Below are 25,881 nucleotides of genomic sequence, written 5' to 3'. Positions count from 1 at the left end.
CTTAGTTTCTCCCACTGCGTGAACGGTCACTACGGATGCCGTTATCTTGAGTAATATTGCTCGATACGGGATCCTGATTACGCAAACCTTCTAAAGTACTTCTGTTAGTCGAAGGGGCGTTAGTGGCATTTTGTTTTTCCAATATTTTATCCAAAGGTAAATACAGCATGTTGCCAGTGCCTTTAGTGTCGACCATGATTTTGCTGGTATTGGAATACACAGACTCAAGAGTTTCAAGATAGATCCGGCTACGGGTAACTTTAGGTGCTGCTTGATATTGAGGTAACAACTCTTCAAATCGGGCGATTTCACCTTGCGCTTTTAAGATAGATTGTTCTTTATAAGCTTGAGCTTCCTCGGCCATACGATTTACTTGGCCTCGAGCACGAGGTTCAATTTCACGAGAATAAGCTTCAGCTTCATTGATAAAACGCTGTTCGTCTTCCTGAGCTGCAATGGCATCATCGAAAGCCGCTTTCACTTCTTCCGGTGGACGTGCATCTTTAAAGTTCATATCAACAATAGATATACCCATATCGTAAGGTTCAATAATAGCTTGTAATTCTTCGCTTACATTCTGACGAGCAACTTCTCGGCCGCTGGTTAGAACGTCATCCATTTTTGAATGGCCCACTACATAACGGATTGCACTATCAAATGCCTGACTTAAGCTAGTTTCCGGGCTAGTTACCGAGAAATTGTACTTATAAGGTTCCAGTATCCGATACTGCACTTCCATTTCAACCCGCACAACATTTTCATCTTGTGTAAGCATAGAGCCAGAAGAAGGCAATGAACGAACAGTTTGTACATCCACGGGCAGAACAGAGTCTATGAAGGTCGGTTTCCAACGTAGGCCCGGCTCAACGAAGTGACTAAACTCACCGAAACGCAAAACGACACCGCGCTCAGCTTCACGAATGGTATAAAAACCACTAATAAACCAAACAATAACTAAAAGCCCAACTACAAGACCTAGGCCTAAGCCGAAGCCTTTGCCACTAGAAGACCCGCCTTTTCCGCCGCCAAATTTGCCGAACTTATTTAAGATATTCTTAAATACTTCGTCTAAATCTGGTGGACCTTGGTCGCGACCACCGCGGTTTTTCCACGGATCGTTATTGTTACCACCGGGCTCATTCCAAGCCATCATTACTCTCCAAATAGTTAATCATATTCATTCTGTTAAAAAATTCAGCATTGTTACGCTTCTAGCTCATCTACGATATAAGTCGTTAAGTCTGCATCAGCATGTTTAGCTAAGCGCTGCCAATCTGCAATTGGCATATGTATCTCTACTAACCAGTCACCATTTTCGGCATAAGACTCTGCAGAGATGCAGTTTAAATTAAACAAATCACCCCGTAGTTTACCTTCTTGCGGTGGAATGCGTAACTGATGGCGAACCATGTTATTTGCTAAGCAATCACTTAGCGCCTCGAACAATAATTCAGTACCTAGGCCTTGTTGGGCCGACATCCATACTCTGGTAGGTACTCCATCTTCGTCTCTATCGATCCGTGGCTCAACACCATCCATACGGTCGATCTTGTTACAAATCATTAATTGCGGTATTTCGTTCGAGTCTATCTCGCCTAACACCTCGTTAACCTGGTCGATATTCTCACGAAATTGATCGTCGGAATAGTCAACCACGTGGAGTAATAAGTCTGCCTGTTGGGTTTCTTGTAACGTTGCTTTAAATGCCGCCACTAAATCGTGTGGCAGGTGACGAATAAAACCAACGGTATCAGCTAAAATTGCTGGGCCTACATCGCGTAACTCAATGCGCCTGAGCGTTGGATCCAACGTGGCGAACAATTGATCCGCTGCATATACGTCAGATTCAGTAATCGTATTAAATAATGTTGATTTACCCGCATTGGTATAACCCACTAAAGCCAGGGTAGGGATTTCAGCACGTACTCGTGCTCTGCGGCCCTGCTCACGTTGCTTCTGTACTTTACGCAGACGTGCTTGAATGCTCTTAATACGAGCACGAAGTAAGCGTCGATCAGTTTCTAATTGGGTTTCACCAGGACCACGCAAACCAATCCCGCCTTTTTGTCGTTCAAGGTGGGTCCAACCGCGAATAAGGCGAGTTGACATGTGTTTGAGTTGGGCGAGCTCTACCTGTAACTTACCTTCGTGAGTACGTGCGCGCTGAGCGAAAATATCTAATATTAACCCCGTGCGATCGAGTACCCGGCATTTACATAATTGCTCTAGGTTACGCTCTTGAGACGGCGATAAGCTGTGATTAAAAATAACGACATCAGCTTCGGTTGCTCTGACGGTGTTAGCTATTTCCTCAGCCTTACCACTGCCGACAAAATAACGGGTATGAGGAGCACTGCGGCTGCCAGTAACGACATCAACCGCATTTACTCCCGCAGATGTTACCAACAATTGAAGTTCGTGTAGATCTTCTTTGCTGTTGTCATCAGAAAAATTAATATGTACTAATACAGCCTGTTCGCCTGCTTCATAACGATCAAACAAGCCGTTCTCCTGAAAACTTCACTAACTATTGATTCTCGTCAGTATCCGCATGGGGATTAGTCGCCGCAACCGGTAACGCTCTTGAAGGAACGACGGTAGAAATTGCGTGCTTGTAAACCATTTGGCTGACAGTGTTTTTAAGCAAAATGACAAATTGGTCAAATGACTCGACTTGACCTTGCAATTTAATCCCGTTAACAAGATAAATTGATACAGGAATACGCTCTTTGCGTAGCGCATTTAAAAATGGGTCTTGTAAAGACTGCCCTTTAGCCATCATTTATCCTTTCTTTTTATTATCAAATTCGTCTTTTCGTTCAGTATACAGAAATTAAAAAGGCTGTATAGATCACGGCTCACGTACGAATTCTGCTGAGTTTCATAACATTAGTCAAATTGTCTTTTGAAAAGGTGTCCAACCAATGTAAGTTTTGCCAGCTGCGTAACCATGTCAGCTGACGTTTTGCTAGTTGTCTGGTGGCCGCAAGGCCTTTTTCTCGCATTTCTTGGTAACTATTTTCACCTTCCAAGTATTGCCACATTTGTCGATAACCTACACAACGCATTGACGGTAAATCAAGGTGTAAATCTTTGCGCGCTTTTAGCGCTGCCACTTCGTTTTCAAAGCCTGATTGCAGCATAATGTCAAAGCGCTGAGCTATCCTATCGTGTATAACGTGCCGGTCTTGCGGCGCTATAGCGAAATGCGAAAAATGATATGGGGCCGAAGGTTGTTTATTTAAACTCAGCTCAGTCATAGATTTACCGCTAATCTGATAAATTTCTAAGGCGCGGCTTAATCGTTGCGGATCATTGGGGTGAATCCGCTTGGCTGAAACTGGGTCGATCTCTTGCAGTGTCTGGTGTAGCGCTTGCCAGCCAAATTCGTTGGCTTGTTTTTCTATTTCTGCTCTGACCAGTGGATCTGCTTGTGGTAAAGTGGATAAACCTTCCGTTAATGCCTTGTAGTACATCATAGTGCCGCCCACTAATAACGGAATACGTCCACGCTGAGTAATTTCTTGCATAGCAGTAAGGGCATCATTTCTAAACTCCGCGACGGAATAACTCTGCACAGGATCCAGAATATCGATTAAACGATGAGGGGCTTGGGCTAATTCCTGGGCACTGGGCTTCGCCGTGCCTATATTCATATCTCGATAGATTAACGCTGAATCGACACTGATTATGTCGCAAGGCAAAGCCTGACACAGTTCTATAGCCAACGCTGTTTTACCCGAAGCTGTTGGCCCCATCAATAAAATTGCTGGCGGAAGATCTTGCTTATCGGTGTTTTTGTTCGACATGGGCACTTATCAGTTTAGCCAGTGGTAACGCTACGGCTGCATTTATTAAAGAATCTGACGCTTGGGGCACTACACATAACTCGCTCCATATTTGCTGAACTTGAAGTGGGGTAAGTTTTGGTGAATACAATGCGATGCAGCGAAATAAATATTCTCTCAATACCGGTTCGTCGTTAATTTTCTCGTCAAATAATGCAGGCAAAATGTTAGCCCATGGTAAATGACGCATCCCGCTAGGGACTTTGCGTAGAATAATGCGTTTCTGGCTCCAGCCAATTTCTACTTTATTATTCAGCAGAGGCTCATATATTGATTGTGCGTGTGCCAATATAGGCTTATCAACGGCAATGGATACAGGCATTAACAAGGGCTGAGCAATCGCGCTTTTTTCATCAAAGAACAGACCAATATGTGCCGCGAGTAAGGTATTAATGGGTATGAGATAGTGTTTTTCATTACAAAAGATCAGCACGCTTTTATCGTCTAGCGGGAAACAAACCGAACTATTATCCAACGGATTTGATAAGGCTTTATCAGGATCAACATTGGTACTCATAAGCTGTTGATAACCTTTCAATGCTTGTGCTGACAGATTATTTGATGAATTTGCGCTTCTACTTGGCGTGAGGCTTCTACTATTCACCTGATGACGACTTCCATGGTTACCCACTTTACCAGAAGCCAGATAGTTCTGTTCATCCTGGGTCGTTGCGGTCTGCTGCTGATAAGAGTTTACTGATGGACTGTTTATGTCTTTCAACTTATGAGCCTGAACATGGTGAGGCGTGAATGGCTCGCGGACGATTTGATTATTAGATTGGTCTTCTGTTCCTACCGATGCATTTTCGGATGTGCCAGTTGAAAAGCCCTGCAAAGGGGTGATGTAGTCATGCTGAGGAGTCACTTCACTTAATTCGCTCGGACCGTCCTGAACTGCACCACTATTAAAATATTGATTTATGCCTTCGGAAATTGCACGAAAAATAAAGTCGTGAACTAAACGTGCCTGATGAAAACGAACCTCATGTTTAGCGGGGTGTACATTTACATCGACCTCATTATGGGGAATATGCAAATACAATACATAGTTAGGTGATGTCTCTGGATTAATTACCCCTTCGAATGCCTGACGAATAGCATGGTTGATTAACTTATCTCGCATCATACGGTCATTCACGTAGAAGTATTGCACATCTGATTGTCGATCTGCCATTTCGGGTGGTGCAATCCAGCCTGTCAGCTGCATATCTTGATAGTGAGAGTCTAAGGCGATGGCACTATGGGCAAAGTCTTTATTACAAATGGCCGCTAAGCGTTTTAGGTGATCAGTTTGTGCAGTTAATGCGGGGTATTTACGAAGTAGCTTACCATTATGTTTTAGGCTAAAACTGACATCAAAACGACTCAGTGATATGCGTCTTATGACTTCATCGATATGATTAAATTCAGTTTTTTCAGCCCGTAAAAACTTACGCCGCGCTGGCGTGTTGAAAAATAAATCGATGACTTCAACACTGCTACCATCGGGATGAGCGACAGGATTGAGCTGCACTTGCATGTCTCGGCCCTCGGCGTGAGCTTGCCAGGCTTGTTGTTGCTGTTTGGGTTTCGACGTTAGGGTTAAGCGTGCTACCGAACTAATACTGGCAAGTGCTTCACCACGAAAACCCAAGCTGTGGATATGCTCTAAATCATCCAGAGAGCTGATTTTGCTAGTCGCGTGCCGACTAAGGGCTAACGCAAGTTGGTCTTTTTCTATTCCCCCGCCATTGTCACGAATACAAATGCGCTTATGGCCACCTTTGTCGATTTCGATATCGATCTGACTGGCACCTGAATCTAAGCTGTTTTCCACAAGTTCTTTGACCACTGATGCGGGTCGTTCGACCACTTCACCGGCTGCAATTTGGTTAGCTAGTTGTGCGGGGAGAATACGAATAGTTGCGCTGATGGCTGACAAAAAAAGACCTTATATAAAACGGGTTGCTAAAAATAGCTCTATTGTATAACGGACTAGGTGCGGGGAATAGTCAGGACTTGACCAATACGCACTACATCAGAATTCAAGTTATTGGCTGCCTTAATCGCCCCTACATTGACATTGTACCTTTTTGCTAACAATGAAAGAGACTCACCGCTACTGACTCTATGGGTACGATTGTAGCGTTTTTGCTTAGCCCATAATGAATCGTCTGGCGGAGACTCAGTGAAATGCGTTTTGACCGCTCCAAAAATAGACTGGGCCAATTGTTGACGAAACGTAGACCAATTTAAGTTTTTCTCTTCTGTTGGATTTGAAATAAAACCGGTTTCGACCAATATAGATGGAATATCGGGCGCAGTTAATACAGCCAGACTTGCCGCCTGAGGTATTTTTTTGTGCATCTTGGTAATGCCACGCAATTTAGTGATCACCTTACGACTCAAGTCATAGCTGGTCGTTAGTGAGTGATCCATCGACATATCTAAAAGAGCTTGGGTTAAATAACGTTCGCTTGCGGTATTTTGAATGACCTCAGCTGCCCCACCAAGTAGTTCAGAATGGCGTTCTGATTTTTCCATCCAGCGACCTAGTTCAGAATTTGCTCTGCGCATGGACAGTACCCAAACCGATGCACCTCGAGGTTGAGCTGTGGTGAAGGCATCAGCATGGATAGATATAAGTAAATCGGCCTTGTGTTTGCGGGCAATATCAGGACGCTTATTTGGTGAGATGTAATAATCACCTGAGCGGGTCATAACGGCTTTCATGCCTGGCTCTGCATCAATCAGCTTCGCTAACCGCTGGGCTACATTTAGGGTGATGTTTTTTTCAAATGTGCCGCCACGCCCTATTGAACCAGGGTCTTCTCCGCCGTGGCCTGCATCAAGCACTATAACGATATCGCGAGACCGCTGAGAGTTGTTATTTTTAACAACGGTAGGTGCATTCTGTGGCGCATTTTTATCATCTAAGTCAATTACTAAACGATTACGATAAGGCTCTGTAGGCGGCAAAGCAAAGAGGGCGGTTTCAAGTTTTCGGTTCAGCTCAATGACTACTCGGATGCCATCTTTGTCTTTGGCCGTACTGTAACGCAGCTTTTTGACTAGCGGACTTTTACTGGCGAGTTTGGCAAAATCGAAATTCTTTTCGGTATTGGCTAAATCGATTACTAATCGCTCAGGGCCACTCAAGGTAAAGTAGCTATAATCTGGGGTATCTTCTAAATCAAAAACAATCCGCGTACTGCCTGGTGACGGCCAAATTCGAACGCTGTCTATGGCATTTTTGGCGTAACTAACAGGAACGACCAATAGCAGCATAGTGCTGAGGATCCCTGCTAATATTCTTTGCCAAAGGTACGTCATTTTTGGGCCAAATCGCTAAGTAGTTTTTGTCCGTATTCGTTATTTGCTTGCACAGTTATCGAACGACTATTATCAATAAATTCAATACTAATGTGTAAATCTGCCGCTGCCAATAGGCCGTAACCTTTATCCGGCCATTCGATCAAACAGATACAGTCATCATCGAAATAATCTCGAATACCAATATATTCGAGTTCTTCTGGGTCTGACAGACGATAAAGATCAAAGTGAAATATGCGCCAGCCGTTAATTTCGTATGGTTCAACAAGCGTATAAGTTGGACTTTTCACTCGTCCAACGTAACCCAAACCATGAATAAACCCCCGACAGAACGATGTTTTGCCGGCTCCCAAATCCCCTTCAAGATAAATAACCGTAGCTGTACTGCAAAGGATTGCGAGTTTCGCCGCTAATTCAGTGGTGGCCTGTTCGTCCGCCAAATAAAAAGAATGCTTCATGTGGGATTAACTAATACTCGTAAAGGTTCAAATAAATCGCTGGCAAGCATACCACGTTGACCATATTGTTGGGCAATGATATCAGCTGCAGCCCCATGTAAACATACACCATATAGAGCCGCATCGGTGGCGCTCATGCCTTGTGCTAATAGCGCAGCAATAATCCCGGTTAACGTATCACCCATACCCGCGGTTGCCATACCGGGGTTTCCGTCGGTACAGATCCAGCTTTGTTCACCATTACTTATAATACTGCCAGCGCCTTTTAAAACGCAGACGGCATTATAGTGTTTAGCGAGTGATTGGGCAGCTTTAAGACGATCTTGTTCTATATCGGGCACACCGCAGCCTAGCAGGCGAGCAGCTTCACCCGGATGTGGGGTTATTACGCAATGCTTAGGTGAAAAAATAGTACTGAATTCATGCTGTGACTCTGCGAGTAAGTTAAGCCCATCAGCATCTATTACACACGTTTTTTGTTCGGATTCAAGGTGCGCCATGGTCTCATTGAAAAGCTTCGTCGCCCACTTGTCTGTTCCCAGTCCGGGACCAATGGCTAAACACGTTGACCATGCTAACTGAGAGCTAAGCTCATCGCTGGTCAACATGAGTTCGGGCCGTCCAATTGATATACTTAACCGGCTATCTGTATGACAATATGCACGCACTAGAGCAGCCCCCGTGCGTAAGGCGGCCTCGCTCGTTAGACGCAACGAGCCGGGCATACCGGCATTAGCTCCTAACGTAAGTAGCCTACCAAAATTGCCCTTATGGGCATTCGCTTGTCGTTTTTCCAATTTTGGCAGTTGCTCATAGCTGACTAAATAAGCGCTTGGTTGGGCAATTTTGTCGAATGTGAGCGCAATGTCTAAATCATCGTATATGAGTTTACCCGTATACGCTTTACCTTGTCCGGTGTGCATACCTTGCTTCTTAGCAACAAGAGTGACGGTGCAGTCAGCATGTACGCATATTCCCAATGGCACGCCGGTATCTGAATCTAATCCGGAGGGCACATCTATGCTTAATACAGGTAAGTCAGTTTTATTCAATGCGCAGATAAGTTCGCTGGCATCCTTTCGAACTTGTCCTTTTAATCCTGTACCAAGTATACCGTCGACGATGACATCAAAGTTTTTAAAATCAATATCTCGCCAAGGTCTTATCGTCCCTCCTTCTGCTATCCAAGCCTGTTGTGCTGTATCGGCATCACCAGATAACACTTTGTGCGGATTGAGTGCAGCGACGGTTACTTGCCAGCCAAAAGATTTGGCTAGGGTGGCCACCACATAACCATCACCCGCATTATTACCTACCCCAACTAACACTAAAATATTATGGGCATAAGGATAGGTTGCTTTTAAATGTCCGAAAACTCCTCGCCCAGCACGCTGCATCAACATATACATGCTAAAGCCACACGGTTGTGCGGCTGCTGCTTCGTGCTCGCGTACTTGCTGCGCGAGAAAAACTTTCTGTGATAAACTGCTCGGCGCCCAATTATTTGTCAAGGTTGATAATGTCTTTTGCACAATATGATCTCCATCAGTTAGTCCAAAATATCAAGGCTTGGGGCGAAGCGCTAGGCTTTCAACAAGTTGGGATCGCGGATATTGACTTATCTGCCCATGAAGAAAAACTTAAAGCTTGGTTAGATAGTGACTATCACGGGCAAATGAACTTCATGGCAGAGCATGGCATGAAACGCGCCCGGCCAGATGAGTTGCTACCCGGTACCCTTAGAGTCATTAGCGTGCGTATGGATTACCTGCCACCAGATGCGAAGTTCGCTCAAACCTTAAAAGATAAAGACACCGCTTACATTAGTCGTTATGCCCTCGGTCGTGATTATCATAAATTGTTACGCAATCGGTTAAAAAAATTAGGTGAAAAGATTCGTTCACAGTGTACCACTGCCAACTTTCGTCCCTTTGTAGATTCTGCTCCCGTGCTTGAACATGCTTTGGCACAAAAAGCGGGTATTGGCTGGACAGGCAAACACTCGTTAACGCTCAACCAGCACGGCGGGTCATGGTTTTTCTTGGGTGAGTTATTTATCGATATTCCATTACCGGTAGATGAGCCTGTCGTTGAGCAATGCGGTAGCTGTAACGCGTGTATCACAATTTGTCCTACGCAGGCTATCGTTGCGCCCTATGTTGTGGATGCCAAGCGCTGTATTTCGTACTTAACGATAGAGTTAAAAGGTGCGATCCCTGACGAATTTCGTCGCTTATTAGGTAATCGTATTTACGGCTGTGACGATTGCCAACTGATTTGCCCATGGAATCGTTATGCCCAACTGACTAACGAAAGTGATTTTCATCCCCGCCAGGTCCTGCAAGATAAAACATTAGCTGAGTTGTCATATTGGGATGAAACAACGTTTTTACGGGAAACGGAAGGTTCGGCTATTCGACGTATTGGGCATGAGCGGTGGCAGCGTAATATCGCGGTTGCGTTAGGTAACGCCCCATATTCGCATTCGACCTATGTGGCACTCAACAGGTTAGCCGAAAAAGGCACTGAGCTTGTTAAAGAGCATGCGCTATGGGGATTGAAAGAGCAGGACCAAAAGCGCGCTCAACACATAGACGCAATTGACATTAGCTTGGCAGAAGAGGATATAAATTTACTGCCTAAGCATTCCCAACGACTCAATCAGCGCTTGATCCGCAGTATAGAGAAAGGGTTAAAAAGAGACGCGTAATGCTAATTGATATGTATATTTTCATATGTGTACCATTTCGTGAGTCTCGTTCGTGGTAGGTCTACCGTTCCTCGCTATATAAAATACTGCACAATACGCGGTACATTTTCATGATCCATCGGAAGCGTAAACGCTAGGCCTTCGCAATCTGTCGGAAATCCGTATAAGCCAAAACGATTTCCTCTTGCAACGCTGACAATCGCCACATAATCAGCTTGGTCGTCTAAATCATTTTCTAGTGGATCAAGAATGGGTAAGGTGTAGCGGCCAAACTTCATTATGGCAATTTGCCGATGATGGCGTTGCACAAAACAGCTAAATATTGGGTTGGGGACGCAGGCATATAATGCGAATTTAGGTATCTGTATGCCCACACCATGCCAATGAAACTCCAGCACGTGTAAGCGGTCAGTCAAAGATGAAACAGAGTTTGGTAGTTGTACCGCACGCATAAAAACCTCCCCGTGTTGAGTAAACACTTTAAGTTTACTCTGTTTACACCTTAGGCAATTTTCAATGAATTTTCTAGCGTTTTAGGTTTGCTTCGCCGACCTAGGGTTTAAAATTTCAGATAATAATCTTGGCATAATGCTTTGTAGTCTTCTGAGTACTGCTGGTGCTGAGTATAAATAGTAAGGTTTTCGCTTGTAAGTGGTGCTTGCTGCGCACAAAAGGCTAGTAGGCAGCGTAATGCCGGTGAGTTGGGCTTGGAGTAAACCATTAATTGCGCACAAAGATGCAAGTTTACTGTACTCGCATAAGCGATCAGGGACGTGCAAAAATCTGTTGGTAGTATGCAATAGAACTTGCCATTATTGCTCAGTAATTGCGCTACACAATCCAAGAGAATTTGATGACTTAAATCAACCGTTTGTCTTGCTCTGATACGTTTTTTCGCTTCACTAGTCGCCTTAGGTAAGGGACTATTGAAATAGGGTGGGTTACTGATGATAAGGTCAAACTTACCGCTATTTTCAGCTTTAGTGAATGTTTGTAGCGAGCACAACTCTGCATGGATGCTTTTTGCCCAAGGGCTGGCAGCAATGTTGCACTTGGCTTGGTTTATTGCATCGTTATCAATATCAATTGCGGTAATGTGCGCGTTATCTCTACTTTTTTGTGCAAGCATTATCGCCAGCAAACCGCTGCCAGTGCCGATATCCAATATTCTCATCGGATTTGGGTTTAACATATCTACTTGATGTGGCAAAGTCACCCAACTGCCTAGCATGATGCTGTCAGTACCGACTTTCATGGCGCAGTCTTGGTGTTCAATAAAAAACTGCTTAAATTGAAATCCCTTGCGCTTCATTTATTCAAATACCTGCAAGCGAACCATATGCGCGGCTACCTGAGCGGCTGAAACAGGTTTATATTTGGCAAGTCGACCAAATAATAGAGGCGCTACAAGTTGGCCAAACCAAGCGCCAATTTTTTCCGCAAGGCGAGGCTGCGCACGCTTCCCAAGTAGTAATGATGGGCGCACTGCGCTGGGGTTTTTTAAGTTAGTCATAGCTAAAATGGCATTTTCTAGTTCGCCTTTTACCCGTAAGTAGAAACTTTTACTTTTAGCATTAGCGCCTACAGATGATATCCACACAAAACTTTTGGATTGTTGTGATCTAGCCAATTGAGCGGCTATATGGATGTATTCAAAATCTACCTTTCTAAAAGCAGCTTTAGTTTTTGCTTGTTTGATGGTGGTGCCTAGACACACATAAATATGTTCGGCCCGGAAGTAACCCCGATAGTCCTGTAACGCGTTAAAGTCGATAACGATGGGCTCTAATTTATGCTGCGGATCCACGTAATCCGCGTTTTTAAGGGGCTTTCGGACTAGACATATGACTTTATTGTACCTTGGGTCAGCAAGTAGCTGTGTCACTAAAGCTTTACCTACCAAGCCTGTTGCGCCCAATACTAACGCACTATTTATGCTTTTCATGTTTTACCTATTCTGATCAAGTCTTTACAATGCGCAGCTTATGGTTAAAGGATACTAATATTAATGAAAAACCTCATTTTGATCTTGTTATGTTCACTGGCGGTACCGACAATGGCAACTGAAAATCTTACGATAGAACGCATTTTTGAATCTCCAGCCTTAGAAGGCAGTTCACCCAACAGCGTTAAAGTCTCTCCAGACGGCAAGCGCGTGACCTTTTTACAAGGCAAAACCACCGATTACGAACGTTACGATTTATGGGAGTACAACATATCCACGGGAAAAACCCAGATGTTGTTCAACTCTGATGATTTACACAGCGGCCCTGAATCTTTATCTGATGAAGAGAAAGCTCGCCGTGAGCGTATGCGCTTAAGTGGCTCAGGTATAGTAAATTATTTTTGGTCAGATGATGGCAAAGCATTGTTGTTCCCGCTGGCCGGTGACGCTTACTACTTCCGATTAGGTGATGAAAAAGCACAAAAAATATTGGATACCGATGCTTTCGAGACAGATATTCGCTTCTCACCGAAAGCTAACTTCATTTCATATGTACGCGAGCAAAATCTATATATCAAAGATATCAGCACGCTAACTGAAACCCAGCTTACCTTCGATGGCGAAGGGACGATTAAGAACGCCATGGCTGAATTTGTAGCTCAGGAAGAAATGGGTCGCATGACGGGTTATTGGTGGTCGGCGGATGAAAGCAAAATTGCGTTTACTCAGGTAGATGAGTCCCCGGTTGAGGAAATTACCCGCAGCGAGATTTACGCGGATTCTATTAAAATGATTAATCAGCGCTATCCCAGCGCGGGAACATCGAATGTTAAGGTTAAATTGGCGATTAAAGACATTGCCAGTGGTGACACCCAATGGGTTGATTTAGGTGAAGAACAAGATATTTATCTGGCCCGTGTTAACTGGATGAAAGACAACCATACGCTGACTTACCAATGGGAAAGCCGCAATCAGCAGCAATTAGAACTGCGAGCCTACGACACCCAAAGTAAGAAGCAAAACGTATTGTTAACCGAGACAAGCAATACCTGGGTTAATTTGAATGATGACCTGCATTTTTTGAACGACCAGCAGCATTTTATTTGGGCATCGGAAAAAAGTGGCTTTAAGCATCTTTATCTCTATAAAAATGATGGCGCTTTAGTTCGACAGCTAACTCAAGGTGATTGGGTGGTCGATGAAATTGAAGCGGTCAATGAGAAAAAGGGCTTGGTGTATTTCACTGGACGTGCTGATACGCCTCTAGAACAACATATATATTCTGTATCGATTGCTGGTGGTGACATTCATAAGATTAGTCAAAACAGCGGCACGCATGCACCTAGTTTCAGCGACGATGCGTCAGTCTATGTAGATAAGTTCTCAACCACGAATACACCTTGGCAGGTAAGCTTACATCAAGCGGATGGTAAGCATTTGGCTTGGCTAAGTGAAAATGCGATCAAAGCGGGACACCCGCTAGCCGATTTACAACAGGATTGGATAGAGCCGACACTCGATAGTTTTATGACTGAAGATGGCGTTGAGCTTTACTATCGATTGTACAAACCGAAAAAAATGCAAGGCAAGCACCCTGTTATTGTTTACGTATACGGTGGCCCTCATGCCCAAGTTGTGACAAATAGCTGGGGCGGAAATCGTGGCTTGCTGATGCAGTATTGGGCCAAGCTAGGTTATGTAGTGTTTTCTGTAGATAACCGAGGATCTAATTATCGGGGTAAGGCATTTGAAGATCCACTGTACAAAAAAATGGGCAGCACCGAAGTGGAAGACCAAATTGCAGGCGTGAAATTTTTGCGCAAGCTGCCCTATGTCGATGCACAGCGCATCGGTATTTATGGTCATAGCTATGGTGGGTATATGTCGTTAATGAGTATGTTTAAAGCGGGTGAATATTTTCAAGCCGGTGTTGCAGGCGCGCCAGTTACCGACTGGTCGTTATATGACACGCATTATACCGAACGTTATATGGGTAACCCTATGCAAGATGAAGATGCTTACATTGGTTCGTCCGTTTTCCCCTATGCTAAGAACCTAACAGGTGATTTAATGATTTATCACGGCATGGCAGATGATAACGTATTGTTTACTAACAGCACCAAGTTATATAAGCACTTACAGGACTTAGCCATTCCGTTTGAGAGCATGGATTATCCGGGTAAAAAGCACAGCATTCGTGGCAAGCAAACGGGTATTCATTTGTACCATACGATCACTAATTTCTTTAATCGTCACTTCGATATTAAATAAAAATTGATACTTGAGTGTTGGCGCTGTGCCTAAGCGCAGCATAAAAAAGGCGACACACTAGTCGCCTTTTTTATGTTATTTGAAACTTGCTGCGGGGACAATGTTAGGCAAACATATGGGTAGCCAATGTGCGCTGAATGCCTACCACGGTATCTTTCTTAAGTTCTTTTTCGATGGGGTTATCTTGCCCTGACACCCAAATTTTCAATTCAGCATCTAGGTCAAAATGCCCTGCAGTTTCAATTTTAAATTGGGTAATAGCGCGATAAGGAATCGAATGGTAATCCACTTTTCGCCCAGTCAAACCCTGTTTATCAATAAGTAACAAACGTTTGTTGGTAAACACGTACATGTCACGTACAACTTTGAACACTTGTTGAATTTCTTCTGTGGCACCGATAATGGGTGCTAGTTCTTCACTTACATCGCTTACATCGATTTCTGACGCATTGCCCATGATGGCATCAAGTAATCCCATTTTGCTCTCCTTATATGTTTTGCTCAGTAAACCTGATTTTGCTTTAAAAGAGAACTGATAACCGTCGTTTGCTCATGCTAAAGTTCTTATCCGCTTATTTTACAGAGGAGTTTTATCTAAATGCCCAGTGTTACTTTTGCTGATATCGAAGCGGCCAAGCTGCGTATTGCTGACTATGTGCGAATTTCTGATATTGTGTCTTCTTCACTGCTCAACTCGTGGTTGGGTCATGAAGTGTTTTTTAAAACAGAATGCTTACAGCACACAGGTGCGTTTAAAATTCGCGGTGCATTGAATACCCTTTTACATGCGCGAGAGCAAAATAGAACAATAAAGCGAGTGGTAGCTAGCAGTTCTGGTAATCATGCTCAGGCCGTTGCTTATGCAGCATCCTTATTTAATATACCCGCCACGATATATAGTGCCCAGAATATCTCTTCAATTAAGGCGGCTGCAACTCGATCTTACGGCGCAGAGTTGCGGTTGTTTTCTCTTCGTGAAGAAGCGGACGATGCCGTATCAGGCGCTGCGAAAGAGCCTGATACGTTGTGGATCCCGCCATTTAACCATCCAGACGTTATTGCGGGGCAAGGTACAGTGGCAGCAGAGGTTTTTGCTCAAACAAATGATGTGAATGCGCTATTTATGCCATGCGGCGGTGGTGGATTAGCATCAGGTAGTATGCTCGCTGCTCGGCAATTAAGCCCTGAGACTAACGTCATCGCTTGCGAACCTTTGGCGGGTAACGATGCGGCTCAGTCTTTAAGACTAGGCAGTATTCAACGTTTGCAGGCACCAGCAAAAACGCTTGCCGATGGTGCAGCGACACCTGCTGTTGGTGAGTACACCTATCCATTGATTAAACAGTTAAACGGTTTTTATGAAGTGGATGAAGTACAAATAGCTTATTGGACTCAATGGCTACAACATTTATTAAAATTACATATCGAACCTACCAGCGCCATGAGTATGCACGGAGTAGTAAATTATTTAGCTAAACAAACCAAGCCTCAACGGGTGGTGGTGATTTTGTCTGGCGGTAATATCGACGTGCAAAAAATGCAGCAAATTTGGCACGATGATCATTTGTTAAAAACACCTGCATTACCATTAAATCCACAGGCATCGGTTATTTAATAAAGTGAATAGCCCTTAACAAAAAGCCCCTATTACTTAGTTTTTGGGGCTTTTGTGTATTGTGCGTTAAGGCTTTTTAATTAATCGCGCCAGCGTTTTGTTATATCTTCGTAGGCATCGATGCGGCGATCACGAAAATACGGCCAAATGCGTTTAACTTGCTCGGTGCGCTCTAAATCCAGTTCTACCATAAGATTTTGTTCGCCGTCGGCATCGGCCTGAGCCAGTATTTCACCCTGAGGCCCTGCTATAAAGCTTTGTCCCCAGAATTGAATACCGTTATCGCCTGGGACCGGAGATGTTTCAAAGCCTGTGCGATTTGCCACAATCACGGGCACTGAATTGGCCACTGCATGAGAACGTTGAATAGTTTGCCAAGCACCAAATTGGCGCTGTTGCTCATCGTCGGTATCCGCTGGATCCCAACCTATCGCTGTCGGGTAAAACAGCATGTCTGCGCCGCGCATAGCCATCAAGCGCGCAGCCTCAGGATACCATTGATCCCAACATACCAGTACGCCCAGTTTCCCCACGCTCGTTTGAATAGGTTCAAAGCCCATATCACCAGGAGTGAAATAAAACTTCTCGTAGAAGCCTGGATCATCTGGAATATGCATTTTGCGATATTTTCCGACCATACCTAACTGTCGATCAAACACGACAGCAGTATTGTGATACAAGCCAGATCCTCGTTTTTCAAATAAAGAAGTAATTAGTACAATATTGAGCTTGGTGGCTAGTTCAGCAAAAAATTCAGTCGCTGGTCCAGGAATAGGTTCCGCTAAATCAAAGAAATCGGTATTTTCCTGCTGGCAAAAATAGAGTGTGCTATGCAACTCTTGCAGCATCACCAGTTCACAACCTTGTTCAGCCAATTTTGTTACTTGTTCAGCACTTCGTCGCCAACTTAGTTGCTTATCATTACTGGCAACGGCTTGTTGAACGACCCCGACTTTAAGGGTTTTAGCTGTGTGTGGGGTACGGCTCATAACTCACTGACTCCTGTAGCTAATTTATTGCTAACTTCAAATGTTAACGTACTCACGGGAACTTGCATGCTAATGCAATGCAAACTGCCGAACTGCTGTACTAACGGTAAACAGTTTATGGGTACTATTTTATATTGTGGATATGCCTTAGCCATTATTTGCATAGCCAAGTTATCTTCGGCTTGTTGATATACAGGACATAAGATCTGATCATTATTTATCAAGTAGTTGGCATAAGAAGCGGGCAACCTTTCTCCTTGGGCATTAACTATATGGGGCAAGGGCAGTTCAAATATTTGATGCTCAGGTAAAGCGGCGCGACATTCAGCCACTAGCGCGGCTAGGCCACTATAATGAGAGTCTTGGGGTACGTTAAAAGCCGACTGCACGACCAAGCCGCTATTTGGAGTAAAGCGAACCAATGTATCGATGTGGCCATCCGTGTCATCACCTTCTAAATGACCTTGCTCAAATATATGAACGCTGGTGGCACCCAAAGCTTCTTTAAATACCTGCCGATATTGCATCATGGTCATATCGCCGTTGCGCTCAGGATTCGATAGACAGAACTCAGTAGAGAGCAGAACACCGGCATCGTCGATTTCTAAAGCACCGCCTTCAGCTACAATATCAAAGCTTTGCAACGGTAGTCTGCAAAGGTTGGCTAACACTTGTTGGTTGATTTTATTATCTTTGCGGGCGTTAAATTTATTACCCCAACCATTAAAATTAAATTCTACCGGTTGCATACCTGGTGAACTGTGACACGTTAAAAAACCATAATCTCGCACCCAAGTGTCATTGTAATCTGCTCGCACTAGCAAAACTCTATCTATTGCTAGGTCGGCTTGTTGATACAAAGACGTAAATGTAGCAATTTCTTCGGGGCGAATAAGCAGTATGACACCCGTATTTGCCTGATTAAGTACGCTGATAATAGTGAGGTATACCTGCCTGACGTTTTGCAGCCAAGGTTGCCAATCAGTTTTTTGGTCAGGCCAAGCTAGAATAACCGCTTCTTGGGGGGCCCATTCAGGGAGTAGTCGCATATAAATTTACCATCACAGATTAAAGTTACTCAATATTCGCGGAGTATAATGATAACGCAGATGCGGGTCTTGTAAATTTTATAGTGAAACGCGCTTCTATATAAGTAATGAGTTAAATTTGGGTGTTTGATCTATAGGAAATTCACATTATTGGCTTATCAATTTCTGAAATAAAAAAACCAAAACTGTAATTTAACAACATTTTAACGCATTAAAATTGACTAAATAGCAATAATTGCTCATTAAATATACAAATTTTGACTTTTATGGAATTTCACTTTCAGTTTTTTGTAGAGTTTTTTGGAATGAATAGGAATATTCACATTGCTTATGGATATATATAAATAAAAAATACACTTACAAATCAATTAGTTAGAAATGTTATTTTAATGTAACCCCTTGTTTTACATCATTTTTACTACTTTCGAACAATAAAACCACAGACATGATCATCAAATTCATGGATATTTCAGTGGCAGGCAGAACCTGTAATACACCTAACTAGCAAACCTATTTTGGAGCACACCATGAAAAAAGTACTTATATCTCTAATCGCATTGTCAGCTTTTAATGCAAGTGCTGGCATGGAATCTAGCAGCAAAGTTCGCTTCGCCGGTGATAGTGAATATTCAAGCTTCTGTAAAGCAGTAGTAAATGATGACCTTGGCATGCTTAAACGCAGCTTACGCAGTAAAGTTGGTTATGTTGCAGCGAGCTCAAACGATGTTCTTCGTAAACTTGTATCTTCTGAAGGTATGAAGTGTAACGGTGTTGATTTAATTCAATTCTCTGAGCAACGCGAAGCATCACAAGTTAGCGCTTACCTAAAGACCAAGAAAAATGCTTAAAAGGTATCACGATACCTCATTCAGCATAGGCAAATAGCCTGCCCAGCAGGCTATTTTAGCTTCCCTTCTCGCAGGTTAGCTAATCAGTATCATTAGTGCGTAAAGCCCTAATGCTCAACTCTTTTCGATTTAGACTTATTTGAATGTGACGTGGAATGTGAATTAGTATTACGCCGCGCACTCGATTGAGATCGTTGTTGTTGTTTAGATGACGTCATTCGTTCTACCTTTCTATTCGACTGTACCTGTTTATTACGTACACGGTCCGAAGTTGCTCTTCTCACTTTTTCAGTTTTAGTCGCAGAGCGCTCATTTTTGAGATTATTTTGCTCAGAACGCTGTACTTTATATGTGCGATTTTCTTTCTTTTGCTCTTTACCGACAGTGAAATTCTTACTGTTTGAAGATGTCTTGTGCTTTGTATACACGTCATGTTTGTTATTCTCGTTCGGCTTGCTTTTGTATCTAGGGACGCCGTTGTGGCTCTGCTGTTTTTTTAAGCGTGATATTACTTGTTTCCGATGATTCAGGTTTTGTTGAGATTCATAATTACGGCTAGTAACAGCACGCTGATGACTATTGTTATGATCTGAACGGTATTTTACTGAGCGTCTGTGATGACTGTTATGCTGCCAACGCGGGTATTCACGCACCTTGCTATAGTTATATCTATGATTGGATCTGCGATAACGATAATCGTTATTAATCACAACATAATTATTACTCCATCGGAATCCACCAAAAAAGAAACCACTGCTGATATGGAATCGCGGACTCCAATAAAAACCTGATTGGTAAGCATAATGTCGAGGCGAACGCCAATAGATTGGCTGAGTTACTGTCCACCACCAATCACCGTATACCACGCGAGTATCATAATAGGGCACGTAGACGGTTTCGCGCTCTACGCTGTGAATGACGATTTTGTCTTTTTCACGTTCAATGTTTTGGTATTGGTTGTCTTGCAAATTACCTTTCGCATATGCTCGGTTACGCAGACTTTGCACGCTATCGAGTACTTGGGCTTCGTTTGTTAGAAAGGCATTTCCTAAGTTTTGCAGCCAATCTAAATCTTTGCTCATTCGCTCAAGTAGTTCAGTGAAAGGTGTAAGGGCAATCACGCTGGGGTCCCAATCTTGTTCTTCGGCTAGATCCAGTGCTTGCTGTTCTGACAAATCACTATGCTCTTGACGCCACCGAGCAGCTTGAACCACCTCTAGTGGATAGGTTGCAGCGATTAGTATGTGTGACAAAAGAGAATCGGGATATAAAGCAATAGGCGCTAACATCTGGTCAAGTTTGGCCTGATGTAACTCAATTGCCGGTTCTTGTTGCGTTTCAGCGTTAGCCAACTGAGCCGTGATAGCGGTAAATAGGCTTATCATAGCGATATAAATAATGATGTACTTAGCGGTTTTACCCATAGGGATACCTCAATTGGTCGTGCCTTTATTATTAATAATAAAGGTCAGTCGGTATGCTTAGTGTTGATGACTAAGGCTTAACCAAAACTGAATCAAGGTTAAATACTAATCGATAGGAGAATGCTAAGTGAAGCGAAATGCTTGGCTCATTACCCAGATTAGGCCGTTACATATACGGCCGTCTGGAAAATATTACTTCAGTAGGTGTGAGTCAAACTCGTGGCCGAGTTTTTCAGTTTTGGTACGAATGTAGTTGCGGTTGTCATCGGTAACACCGTGATCAATGGGTGTGCGACTTACCACTTCAATTCCCATGCCCTCTAGCGCAATGCGCTTTTTGGGGTTATTGGTCATCAAATTTACCCGTTGCACATTGAGTGTGTCTAACATGATTTTACATATATCGTACTCGCGCAGGTCAGCATCAAAACCCAAGTGCTCATTTGCCTCTACGGTGTCTAGACCTTGATCTTGTAATTGATATGCTCGGATTTTATTTAGCAAGCCAATACCACGACCCTCTTGACGAAGATAGAGTAATACACCACTACCGTGCTCGACTATATTTTGCATGGCCTTTTTAAGCTGGGCACCACAGTCACAGCGAGTGCTAAAGAGCGCGTCACCGGTTAAGCATTCAGAATGGACCCGAATAGGTACCACATCACCAGCTTTCCATTGGCCAAAGGTCAAGGCTACATGTTCTTGTTGGATAGCGGTTTCAACGAAACCATGGATGGTGAATTGTCCCCAGCGTGTGGGTAAAGAGGCTGAGCTGACAAATTCATACTTCTGATGTTGTTTCATATATTTACTTGCTGACTTGTAAAGTTTATTCAAAGAGCGTGTCACATTGGATGAAAATATGGGTACGGATTATTCAAATACAAGTGTGATTTGTTGCTCTATTTCTGTTTAAGGGGATTTATTTCATCTGCCATGGTACTTAATGATGCGGGCTTATTCACCCCAAAACCTTGGACAAAGTCGACGCCAATTTTGCCCAGTTCAACCATTATTTCTTTTGATTCAACGTATTCCGCTATAGTTTCTATATGCATCGCGTTAGCAATATCTTTTATTGAGTTGACCATAGCCATATCCACCGGGTCGATTAAAATATTCTTAACAAAGTCCCCATCAATTTTCACCTGATCAACCGGCAGGTTTTTCAAATAATTGTAAGAGGAAAAGCCACTTCCAAAATCATCGAGCGCAAATGTACAGCCTAAGTCTTTGAAGGTGTTAATGAATTCCACCGTTTCATCGAGTTTTAATATGGCCATGCTCTCAGTAATTTCAAAGCAAATTTTATTGTATGGGATTTGATATTTTTCAAATGCGCTGAGAATAAACAGCTTTAGGTCTTGGTCCCCTAACGAATGACCGCTGAGATTAATATTACCTCGATGCAAATCTTTTTTGTGCTGCGGATTGTTACTCAGCCAAGTAAAATAATTATTGATTACCCAACGATCAATTCTGGGGCTTAAATTGTAACGTTCAGCGGCAGGTAGAAATTCATTTGGTAAGATGCGTTGGTCATGTTCATCTACCAAGCGCAGTAGTATTTCATAGTGATGACCCTTAGCTATAGTGGTCATTGGCATATAGGTTTGACAATATAATTCGAAACCGTTGTGATTAAGAGCATGCTGGATGCGTGGTAACCAGCTGAGCTGTGTCTCATATTTAGCGATGTGTTTGTCTGTGGATGAGTATGTGTGGAGACGATTCCGACCAAGTTTTTTGGCCATATAACAGGCTGAATCTGCCATGGTTAACAACTGTTCAGAACTGGAAACTGAATTATTCCATGGTACTTGTCCAATGCTAATACATAAATTTAAGCGTCTATCTTCCCAAGAAAAATGAAACTCTTGTACGCTAATCAGTAATTTATTTGCCAGCATAAAACTATTTTGAGCATTGCTACCAGTGAGTAATATGCCAAATTCGTCTCCTCCAAGTCGTCCGATAATCCCATTACTGGTAACAACTTTTAGCATCAATTCAGAAAACTGCTTGAGTATGGCATCTCCTGCTTTGTGGCCATGGGTATCATTAATGGTTTTAAACTGATCAATGTTGACGTGTAGCAAAGTGAGCTCATCTTGTTGCTGTGTGGCGACATTTATCGCCATGTGTAGTCGTTTTTCAAATTCTTGACGCTGATAAAAACCTGTTAGCGTATCGTGACTGGCCATGTATATCAGGCTTAAGTCTGCTGATTTTTGGCCGCTAATATCTAATACAGCGCCGCAAATGACTTTCTCATCATTATCGAAATTCTGATTAAGGTGAGCTGAAACCGCTAACCATATATCTTGATCTTGCCGAGTTTTTCCACGTAATTCTTTACCCACGGTATATTGGTTTTTATGTAACTCACCAAGCAGTAATTCACGTTCGCCCGGCTCAGCATATAACTGTGACATTGAGCTAAGTAGATTTTGCATCTGCCCTGAGTCTTCATAACCAAATATTTTTGCCAAAGCATTATTCGCTCGCAAAAGCCGACCGTCTAAGCTTGAAATGAAACGTCCTTCAGGGGCGTCTTCGAACATATCCACGAATTGTTGCAAGGCGCGAATATCGTCTTGTTGTTCATTATGGTGACGGAACGCAATGACCTTTTCATGAGCCGCTATGGCGACTGCAATCAGTACAATACCCAATACGATAAGGGTGCTTAGAGCTAGAGAAAGTTGTTCGGGGAAGGCTATCCAATTTAAATACAGACCTAGTTGCGCGACGGTAGTGAGTGCAATAAGACATAGTCCTAAGGCAAACACCCGATTACTAATAGTGTGCTCTTTGTAGCGATAGAATATGGCCAACAAGCCAATGGCGATTAGGGCTGAAATAGACGCCCCAGATACGATAAGGATTTGTTGATAACTATCAACAATAAACGCTGAAGCCGCGCTTATCCAGCCCATTGAATATAGAAAATAACGGTAATAAGTAGGCAAAGGGCGAAAAATAGTAAACGTTATTTTGGCTAAAGAAAATAATAACAACGCACCTAGCATCGTGCTTATCTTATCGATATAAGCATTAAACCCAGACACATGACTGATAACGCCTTGGCTGTTTAAAAACAACAGGAGATACCCTGCACTTGCCACCGAAAACCAGAATCGTACCGGGCTACGTAATAGGGTGTACGTAACCAAAAAATACAGCACCATCATGGCAAGCGCACCGCTAAATAATGCGAAAATCGTGCTGTAGCGCTGTTCTTTTATTATTAAAGCGGATTCAGAAAAGAGCTGGAAAGAGAACACTAAAGGCCCTTCGTCATGCACTTTAATGTATATATTCCGAGGTTGAGCGTAGGGCATATCAATAGGCACAACAAATAGTCTGTGTCCGTAGGCGCGGTTTTCCATTGGTCGTGATGTGCCCAACCGATAGGAATTAATAATGCGTTCGCGTTCATCCAGAACATAGATATCAAGCGCATCGATACGGGGATTATCGATACTAATAAAATAGGGTTGATGTGTACTGTCACTTTGCAGTGTTATTTTGCCCCACAGGCTTTGATTAGCACTAAGCGGTTGAGGCGAAAACGCTGCACGCCAAGTTTGCAGTTCTTGTACGTCGGATAACTGCACTCGATTATCAGCGACTAACCATTGGCTTTTACTTAACAAGTCGGTGGTAGATGACGCGCTATCGATTTTGATGACACCAGGAGTTAAAACAGCCTGTGCATGCACAACCTGAAGTAACTGCATAGCGACAAGCAGTATCAGGCAGAGCACCAAATTTACGTGTTTTAAATGGCGTATTTTCACTATCTAAGAAACCATCGCTGTATGAGTTGCATCGATAGAGTACAACCTTAATATGTATCGTGAAGCGTAGCCTAACATCGGATATTCATTTTCAACAAAGGGTTTATCCTTAGTTATTTCGATTAACTGCTGCATGAAATTTCCATATGTTTTCCCCAATCAGGTGGCGGTTTTGCAAAATCTGCATATTCAGACTTAGATTCAAATGGCTGTTGCAGCACCTGCAAGAACTTTTTAAAACGAGAAAAGTCCCCTTCTTCTGCAGCGTCAATAGCAAGCTGAGCCTGATAATTACGTAAAACATATTGCGGATTTACGCCACGCATTTTGTTCTGGCGGTCATCGACAGGAATGTTTTGCTCAATTAAAGCGTGCTGATATTGGTTTAGCCAGCTTTGTGCCGCCTCTCGTTGAATGAAGTGATCCACAAGTTGTGTATTGGGTTGATGTTCATCTACCTCACATAGCAGGCGAAAGCTTATGTGATAGTCTCGTTTATCTTGAGAGATTAAATCTAACCAGCGATTAACTAATTCAGCGGTAGATGGGCTTGCGGTATATAGGCCGAGTTTCTGACGCATGAGATGAGAAAATTCACTTAACAGTTGTCCTTCGTATTCTCCTAAAGCATCTTTAATTTGTTCGATACTTAAATAAGGTGTAAATGCATGCGCCAGAGCATTTAAGTTCCATAAACCGATACCCGGTTGCTGCTCAAAAGCATATCGTCCTTGGTGATCAGAATGGTTACACACAAATTTTGGGTCGAAATCATCTAAGAAGGCGTAAGGACCAAAATCGAAGGTAATACCGTGTATCGACATGTTGTCCGTATTCATTACTCCGTGATTAAAGCCGAATGCTTGCCATTTTGCGATCATGCTGGCGGTATCCATTACGATACGTTCGAGCATAGCGAAATGCGGATTTTCTTGTTTTGCACAGGTTGAAAAGTGATGCTCTAAGCTATAATTAAATAAACGCTCAAGCTTATCTGTTTGGCCACTGTGGTAAAAATATTCGAAATGACCAAAGCGAATATGACTTTGGCTGATGCGGATCATCATCGCCGCTCGCTCTTGTTTTTCCCGGTACACGGGTTCATCACTCGTTATCAAGCACAGAGCTCTAGAGGTAGGGATCCCTAAATGATGCAAGGCTTCGCTGGCAAGATACTCGCGTAAAGTTGAGCGCAGTACCGCGCGGCCATCAGCAAAGCGAGAGTACGGGGTTGGTCCCGCGCCCTTTAGATGTAAATCCCAGCGCTGACCATTATTGTCTAGTGTTTCACCAAGCAGTAAACCTCGACCATCACCTAAGTCAGGATTCCAGCCGCCAAACTGATGACCACCATACTTTTGTGCAAAAGAATGCCTCGTAAATGAACTTGTGTTGTCAAATAGCATCGACGTTATGGTAGATTGCGTAAACCATGATGCAGGGAGTTGCAGCGCTTCGCGTAAAGTGTGGTTGACCTCAATGAGTTTAGGGTTAGCAACCTCTAGAGGTTGAGCATAGGCACCTAAGTCACCTAATTGCGTTGCATATGAATGATCTAAATTCACGTTCTGCCTCTATTTTATTACGAGTAAAATGGGTTATTGTA

At 43.2% G+C, this 25,881-nt stretch carries 22 protein-coding genes; 4 read left to right on the top strand and 18 right to left on the bottom strand.

Going from position 1 to position 25,881, the window contains the following annotated elements:
* Position 1: 1 nt before the first annotated feature.
* The 8 genes from hflK to GQR89_RS19435 form a co-directional block, all read right to left on the bottom strand.
* A complete protein-coding gene (gene hflK, locus GQR89_RS19470; protein WP_158772333.1) occupies positions 2-1,150 on the bottom strand; it encodes an FtsH protease activity modulator HflK in 1,149 nt (382 codons plus the stop codon).
* A gap of 53 nt (positions 1,151-1,203) precedes the next feature.
* Positions 1,204-2,502, bottom strand: a complete 1,299-nt coding sequence (gene hflX, locus GQR89_RS19465) for a ribosome rescue GTPase HflX (RefSeq protein ID WP_158771741.1) — start codon at positions 2,500-2,502, stop codon at positions 1,204-1,206.
* Between the two features lie 25 nt (positions 2,503-2,527).
* The gene (hfq, locus tag GQR89_RS19460; protein ID WP_158771739.1) at positions 2,528-2,779 is read right to left on the bottom strand and encodes an RNA chaperone Hfq; all 252 of its coding nucleotides are present in this window, start codon (positions 2,777-2,779) and stop codon (positions 2,528-2,530) included.
* A 79-nt stretch (positions 2,780-2,858) separates the two neighbouring features.
* Complete coding sequence (gene miaA / locus GQR89_RS19455) at positions 2,859-3,809, bottom strand: tRNA (adenosine(37)-N6)-dimethylallyltransferase MiaA (protein ID WP_158771737.1); 951 nt, start codon at positions 3,807-3,809, stop codon at positions 2,859-2,861.
* Positions 3,787-5,769: a DNA mismatch repair endonuclease MutL gene (gene mutL / locus GQR89_RS19450; protein WP_158771735.1), complete on the bottom strand. Its 1,983-nt coding sequence runs from the start codon at positions 5,767-5,769 to the stop codon at positions 3,787-3,789. The genes miaA and mutL overlap by 23 nt, the downstream gene beginning before the upstream one ends.
* Before the next feature lie 53 nt (positions 5,770-5,822).
* Positions 5,823-7,160: an N-acetylmuramoyl-L-alanine amidase gene (locus GQR89_RS19445; RefSeq protein WP_158771733.1), complete on the bottom strand. Its 1,338-nt coding sequence runs from the start codon at positions 7,158-7,160 to the stop codon at positions 5,823-5,825.
* Entirely contained in the window at positions 7,157-7,618 is a 462-nt protein-coding gene (tsaE, locus tag GQR89_RS19440; protein ID WP_158771731.1) for a tRNA (adenosine(37)-N6)-threonylcarbamoyltransferase complex ATPase subunit type 1 TsaE, read from the bottom strand. Before tsaE ends, GQR89_RS19445 begins: the two co-directional genes overlap by 4 nt.
* Positions 7,615-9,150, bottom strand: coding sequence for an NAD(P)H-hydrate dehydratase (locus tag GQR89_RS19435; RefSeq protein WP_158771729.1), 1,536 nt, complete (start codon positions 9,148-9,150; stop codon positions 7,615-7,617). The genes tsaE and GQR89_RS19435 overlap by 4 nt, the downstream gene beginning before the upstream one ends.
* On the opposite strand from GQR89_RS19435, the gene queG reads away from it, so the two are divergent.
* Positions 9,138-10,328: a tRNA epoxyqueuosine(34) reductase QueG gene (gene queG / locus GQR89_RS19430; RefSeq protein ID WP_158771727.1), complete on the top strand. Its 1,191-nt coding sequence runs from the start codon at positions 9,138-9,140 to the stop codon at positions 10,326-10,328. The genes GQR89_RS19435 and queG overlap by 13 nt on opposite strands.
* A gap of 74 nt (positions 10,329-10,402) precedes the next feature.
* On the opposite strand, the gene GQR89_RS19425 is transcribed toward queG, so the two are convergent.
* The 3 genes from GQR89_RS19425 to GQR89_RS19415 all read right to left on the bottom strand — a co-directional run bounded on the left by GQR89_RS19425 (position 10,403) and on the right by GQR89_RS19415 (position 12,273).
* Positions 10,403-10,780, bottom strand: a complete 378-nt coding sequence (locus GQR89_RS19425) for a hypothetical protein (RefSeq protein WP_158771725.1) — start codon at positions 10,778-10,780, stop codon at positions 10,403-10,405.
* 107 nt (positions 10,781-10,887) lie between these two features.
* Positions 10,888-11,640: a tRNA1(Val) (adenine(37)-N6)-methyltransferase gene (locus tag GQR89_RS19420; protein WP_158771723.1), complete on the bottom strand. Its 753-nt coding sequence runs from the start codon at positions 11,638-11,640 to the stop codon at positions 10,888-10,890.
* A complete protein-coding gene (locus tag GQR89_RS19415) occupies positions 11,641-12,273 on the bottom strand; it encodes an NAD(P)H-binding protein (RefSeq protein ID WP_158771721.1) in 633 nt (210 codons plus the stop codon). It lies immediately after the preceding gene.
* Positions 12,274-12,336: 63 nt separating this feature from the next.
* On the opposite strand from GQR89_RS19415, the gene GQR89_RS19410 reads away from it, so the two are divergent.
* On the top strand, positions 12,337-14,544 hold the full coding sequence (locus GQR89_RS19410) for a DPP IV N-terminal domain-containing protein (protein WP_158771719.1): 2,208 nt from the start codon (positions 12,337-12,339) through the stop codon (positions 14,542-14,544).
* A gap of 103 nt (positions 14,545-14,647) precedes the next feature.
* Here the strand turns inward: GQR89_RS19410 and GQR89_RS19405 are convergent, their stop codons facing one another.
* Entirely contained in the window at positions 14,648-15,022 is a 375-nt protein-coding gene (locus tag GQR89_RS19405; protein WP_158771717.1) for a PH domain-containing protein, read from the bottom strand.
* A 120-nt stretch (positions 15,023-15,142) separates the two neighbouring features.
* Here GQR89_RS19405 and GQR89_RS19400 point away from each other — a divergent pair, with 120 nt between their 5' ends.
* Positions 15,143-16,159, top strand: a complete 1,017-nt coding sequence (locus GQR89_RS19400) for a serine/threonine dehydratase (protein WP_158771715.1) — start codon at positions 15,143-15,145, stop codon at positions 16,157-16,159.
* An 80-nt stretch (positions 16,160-16,239) separates the two neighbouring features.
* Here the strand turns inward: GQR89_RS19400 and GQR89_RS19395 are convergent, their stop codons facing one another.
* Together GQR89_RS19395 and GQR89_RS19390 are read right to left on the bottom strand one after the other, a co-directional pair.
* A complete protein-coding gene (locus tag GQR89_RS19395) occupies positions 16,240-17,148 on the bottom strand; it encodes a carbon-nitrogen hydrolase (protein WP_158771713.1) in 909 nt (302 codons plus the stop codon).
* Positions 17,145-18,197 carry an agmatine deiminase family protein gene (locus GQR89_RS19390; protein ID WP_158771711.1) on the bottom strand — a complete coding sequence of 351 codons (1,053 nt, stop codon included), beginning with the start codon at positions 18,195-18,197 and terminating at the stop codon, positions 17,145-17,147. The genes GQR89_RS19395 and GQR89_RS19390 overlap by 4 nt, the downstream gene beginning before the upstream one ends.
* A gap of 527 nt (positions 18,198-18,724) precedes the next feature.
* Between GQR89_RS19390 and GQR89_RS19385 the strand changes: the two genes are divergently transcribed.
* Entirely contained in the window at positions 18,725-19,045 is a 321-nt protein-coding gene (locus GQR89_RS19385) for a DUF3718 domain-containing protein (RefSeq protein WP_158771709.1), read from the top strand.
* Positions 19,046-19,152: 107 nt separating this feature from the next.
* Here GQR89_RS19385 and GQR89_RS19380 read toward each other — a convergent pair whose 3' ends face one another.
* From GQR89_RS19380 to GQR89_RS19365, 4 genes are all read right to left on the bottom strand, one after another.
* The gene (locus tag GQR89_RS19380; RefSeq protein ID WP_158771707.1) at positions 19,153-20,469 is read right to left on the bottom strand and encodes a DUF3300 domain-containing protein; all 1,317 of its coding nucleotides are present in this window, start codon (positions 20,467-20,469) and stop codon (positions 19,153-19,155) included.
* Between the two features lie 192 nt (positions 20,470-20,661).
* The gene (gene ribA / locus GQR89_RS19375; RefSeq protein ID WP_158771705.1) at positions 20,662-21,276 is read right to left on the bottom strand and encodes a GTP cyclohydrolase II; all 615 of its coding nucleotides are present in this window, start codon (positions 21,274-21,276) and stop codon (positions 20,662-20,664) included.
* A 98-nt stretch (positions 21,277-21,374) separates the two neighbouring features.
* Complete coding sequence (locus GQR89_RS19370; protein WP_158772332.1) at positions 21,375-24,230, bottom strand: EAL domain-containing protein; 2,856 nt, start codon at positions 24,228-24,230, stop codon at positions 21,375-21,377.
* A gap of 167 nt (positions 24,231-24,397) precedes the next feature.
* A complete protein-coding gene (locus tag GQR89_RS19365) occupies positions 24,398-25,840 on the bottom strand; it encodes a YdiU family protein (RefSeq protein WP_158771703.1) in 1,443 nt (480 codons plus the stop codon).
* Between the last annotated feature and the right edge of the window lie 41 nt (positions 25,841-25,881).

The sequence above is a fragment of the Paraglaciecola sp. L1A13 genome (assembly GCF_009796745.1).
Taxonomy (GTDB): domain Bacteria; phylum Pseudomonadota; class Gammaproteobacteria; order Enterobacterales; family Alteromonadaceae; genus Paraglaciecola.
The sequence above is the reverse complement of the archived record's forward strand: the minus strand, read 5'-3'. Positions and strand labels throughout refer to the sequence as shown.

What these genes read in the sequence shown, in the direction of transcription:
- hflK (WP_158772333.1), bottom strand. Translation starts at nt 1,150, where the DNA reads ATGGCTTGGAATGAGCCCGGTGGTAACAATAACGATCCGTGGAAAAAC.
- hfq (WP_158771739.1), bottom strand. Translation starts at nt 2,779, where the DNA reads ATGGCTAAAGGGCAGTCTTTACAAGACCCATTTTTAAATGCGCTACGC.
- miaA (WP_158771737.1), bottom strand. Translation starts at nt 3,809, where the DNA reads ATGTCGAACAAAAACACCGATAAGCAAGATCTTCCGCCAGCAATTTTA.
- GQR89_RS19445 (WP_158771733.1), bottom strand. Translation starts at nt 7,160, where the DNA reads ATGACGTACCTTTGGCAAAGAATATTAGCAGGGATCCTCAGCACTATG.
- tsaE (WP_158771731.1), bottom strand. Translation starts at nt 7,618, where the DNA reads ATGAAGCATTCTTTTTATTTGGCGGACGAACAGGCCACCACTGAATTA.
- queG (WP_158771727.1), top strand. Translation starts at nt 9,138, where the DNA reads ATGTCTTTTGCACAATATGATCTCCATCAGTTAGTCCAAAATATCAAG.
- GQR89_RS19425 (WP_158771725.1), bottom strand. Translation starts at nt 10,780, where the DNA reads ATGCGTGCGGTACAACTACCAAACTCTGTTTCATCTTTGACTGACCGC.
- GQR89_RS19420 (WP_158771723.1), bottom strand. Translation starts at nt 11,640, where the DNA reads ATGAAGCGCAAGGGATTTCAATTTAAGCAGTTTTTTATTGAACACCAA.
- GQR89_RS19415 (WP_158771721.1), bottom strand. Translation starts at nt 12,273, where the DNA reads ATGAAAAGCATAAATAGTGCGTTAGTATTGGGCGCAACAGGCTTGGTA.
- GQR89_RS19410 (WP_158771719.1), top strand. Translation starts at nt 12,337, where the DNA reads ATGAAAAACCTCATTTTGATCTTGTTATGTTCACTGGCGGTACCGACA.
- GQR89_RS19405 (WP_158771717.1), bottom strand. Translation starts at nt 15,022, where the DNA reads ATGGGATTACTTGATGCCATCATGGGCAATGCGTCAGAAATCGATGTA.
- GQR89_RS19400 (WP_158771715.1), top strand. Translation starts at nt 15,143, where the DNA reads ATGCCCAGTGTTACTTTTGCTGATATCGAAGCGGCCAAGCTGCGTATT.
- GQR89_RS19395 (WP_158771713.1), bottom strand. Translation starts at nt 17,148, where the DNA reads ATGAGCCGTACCCCACACACAGCTAAAACCCTTAAAGTCGGGGTCGTT.
- GQR89_RS19390 (WP_158771711.1), bottom strand. Translation starts at nt 18,197, where the DNA reads ATGCGACTACTCCCTGAATGGGCCCCCCAAGAAGCGGTTATTCTAGCT.
- GQR89_RS19385 (WP_158771709.1), top strand. Translation starts at nt 18,725, where the DNA reads ATGAAAAAAGTACTTATATCTCTAATCGCATTGTCAGCTTTTAATGCA.
- GQR89_RS19380 (WP_158771707.1), bottom strand. Translation starts at nt 20,469, where the DNA reads ATGGGTAAAACCGCTAAGTACATCATTATTTATATCGCTATGATAAGC.
- ribA (WP_158771705.1), bottom strand. Translation starts at nt 21,276, where the DNA reads ATGAAACAACATCAGAAGTATGAATTTGTCAGCTCAGCCTCTTTACCC.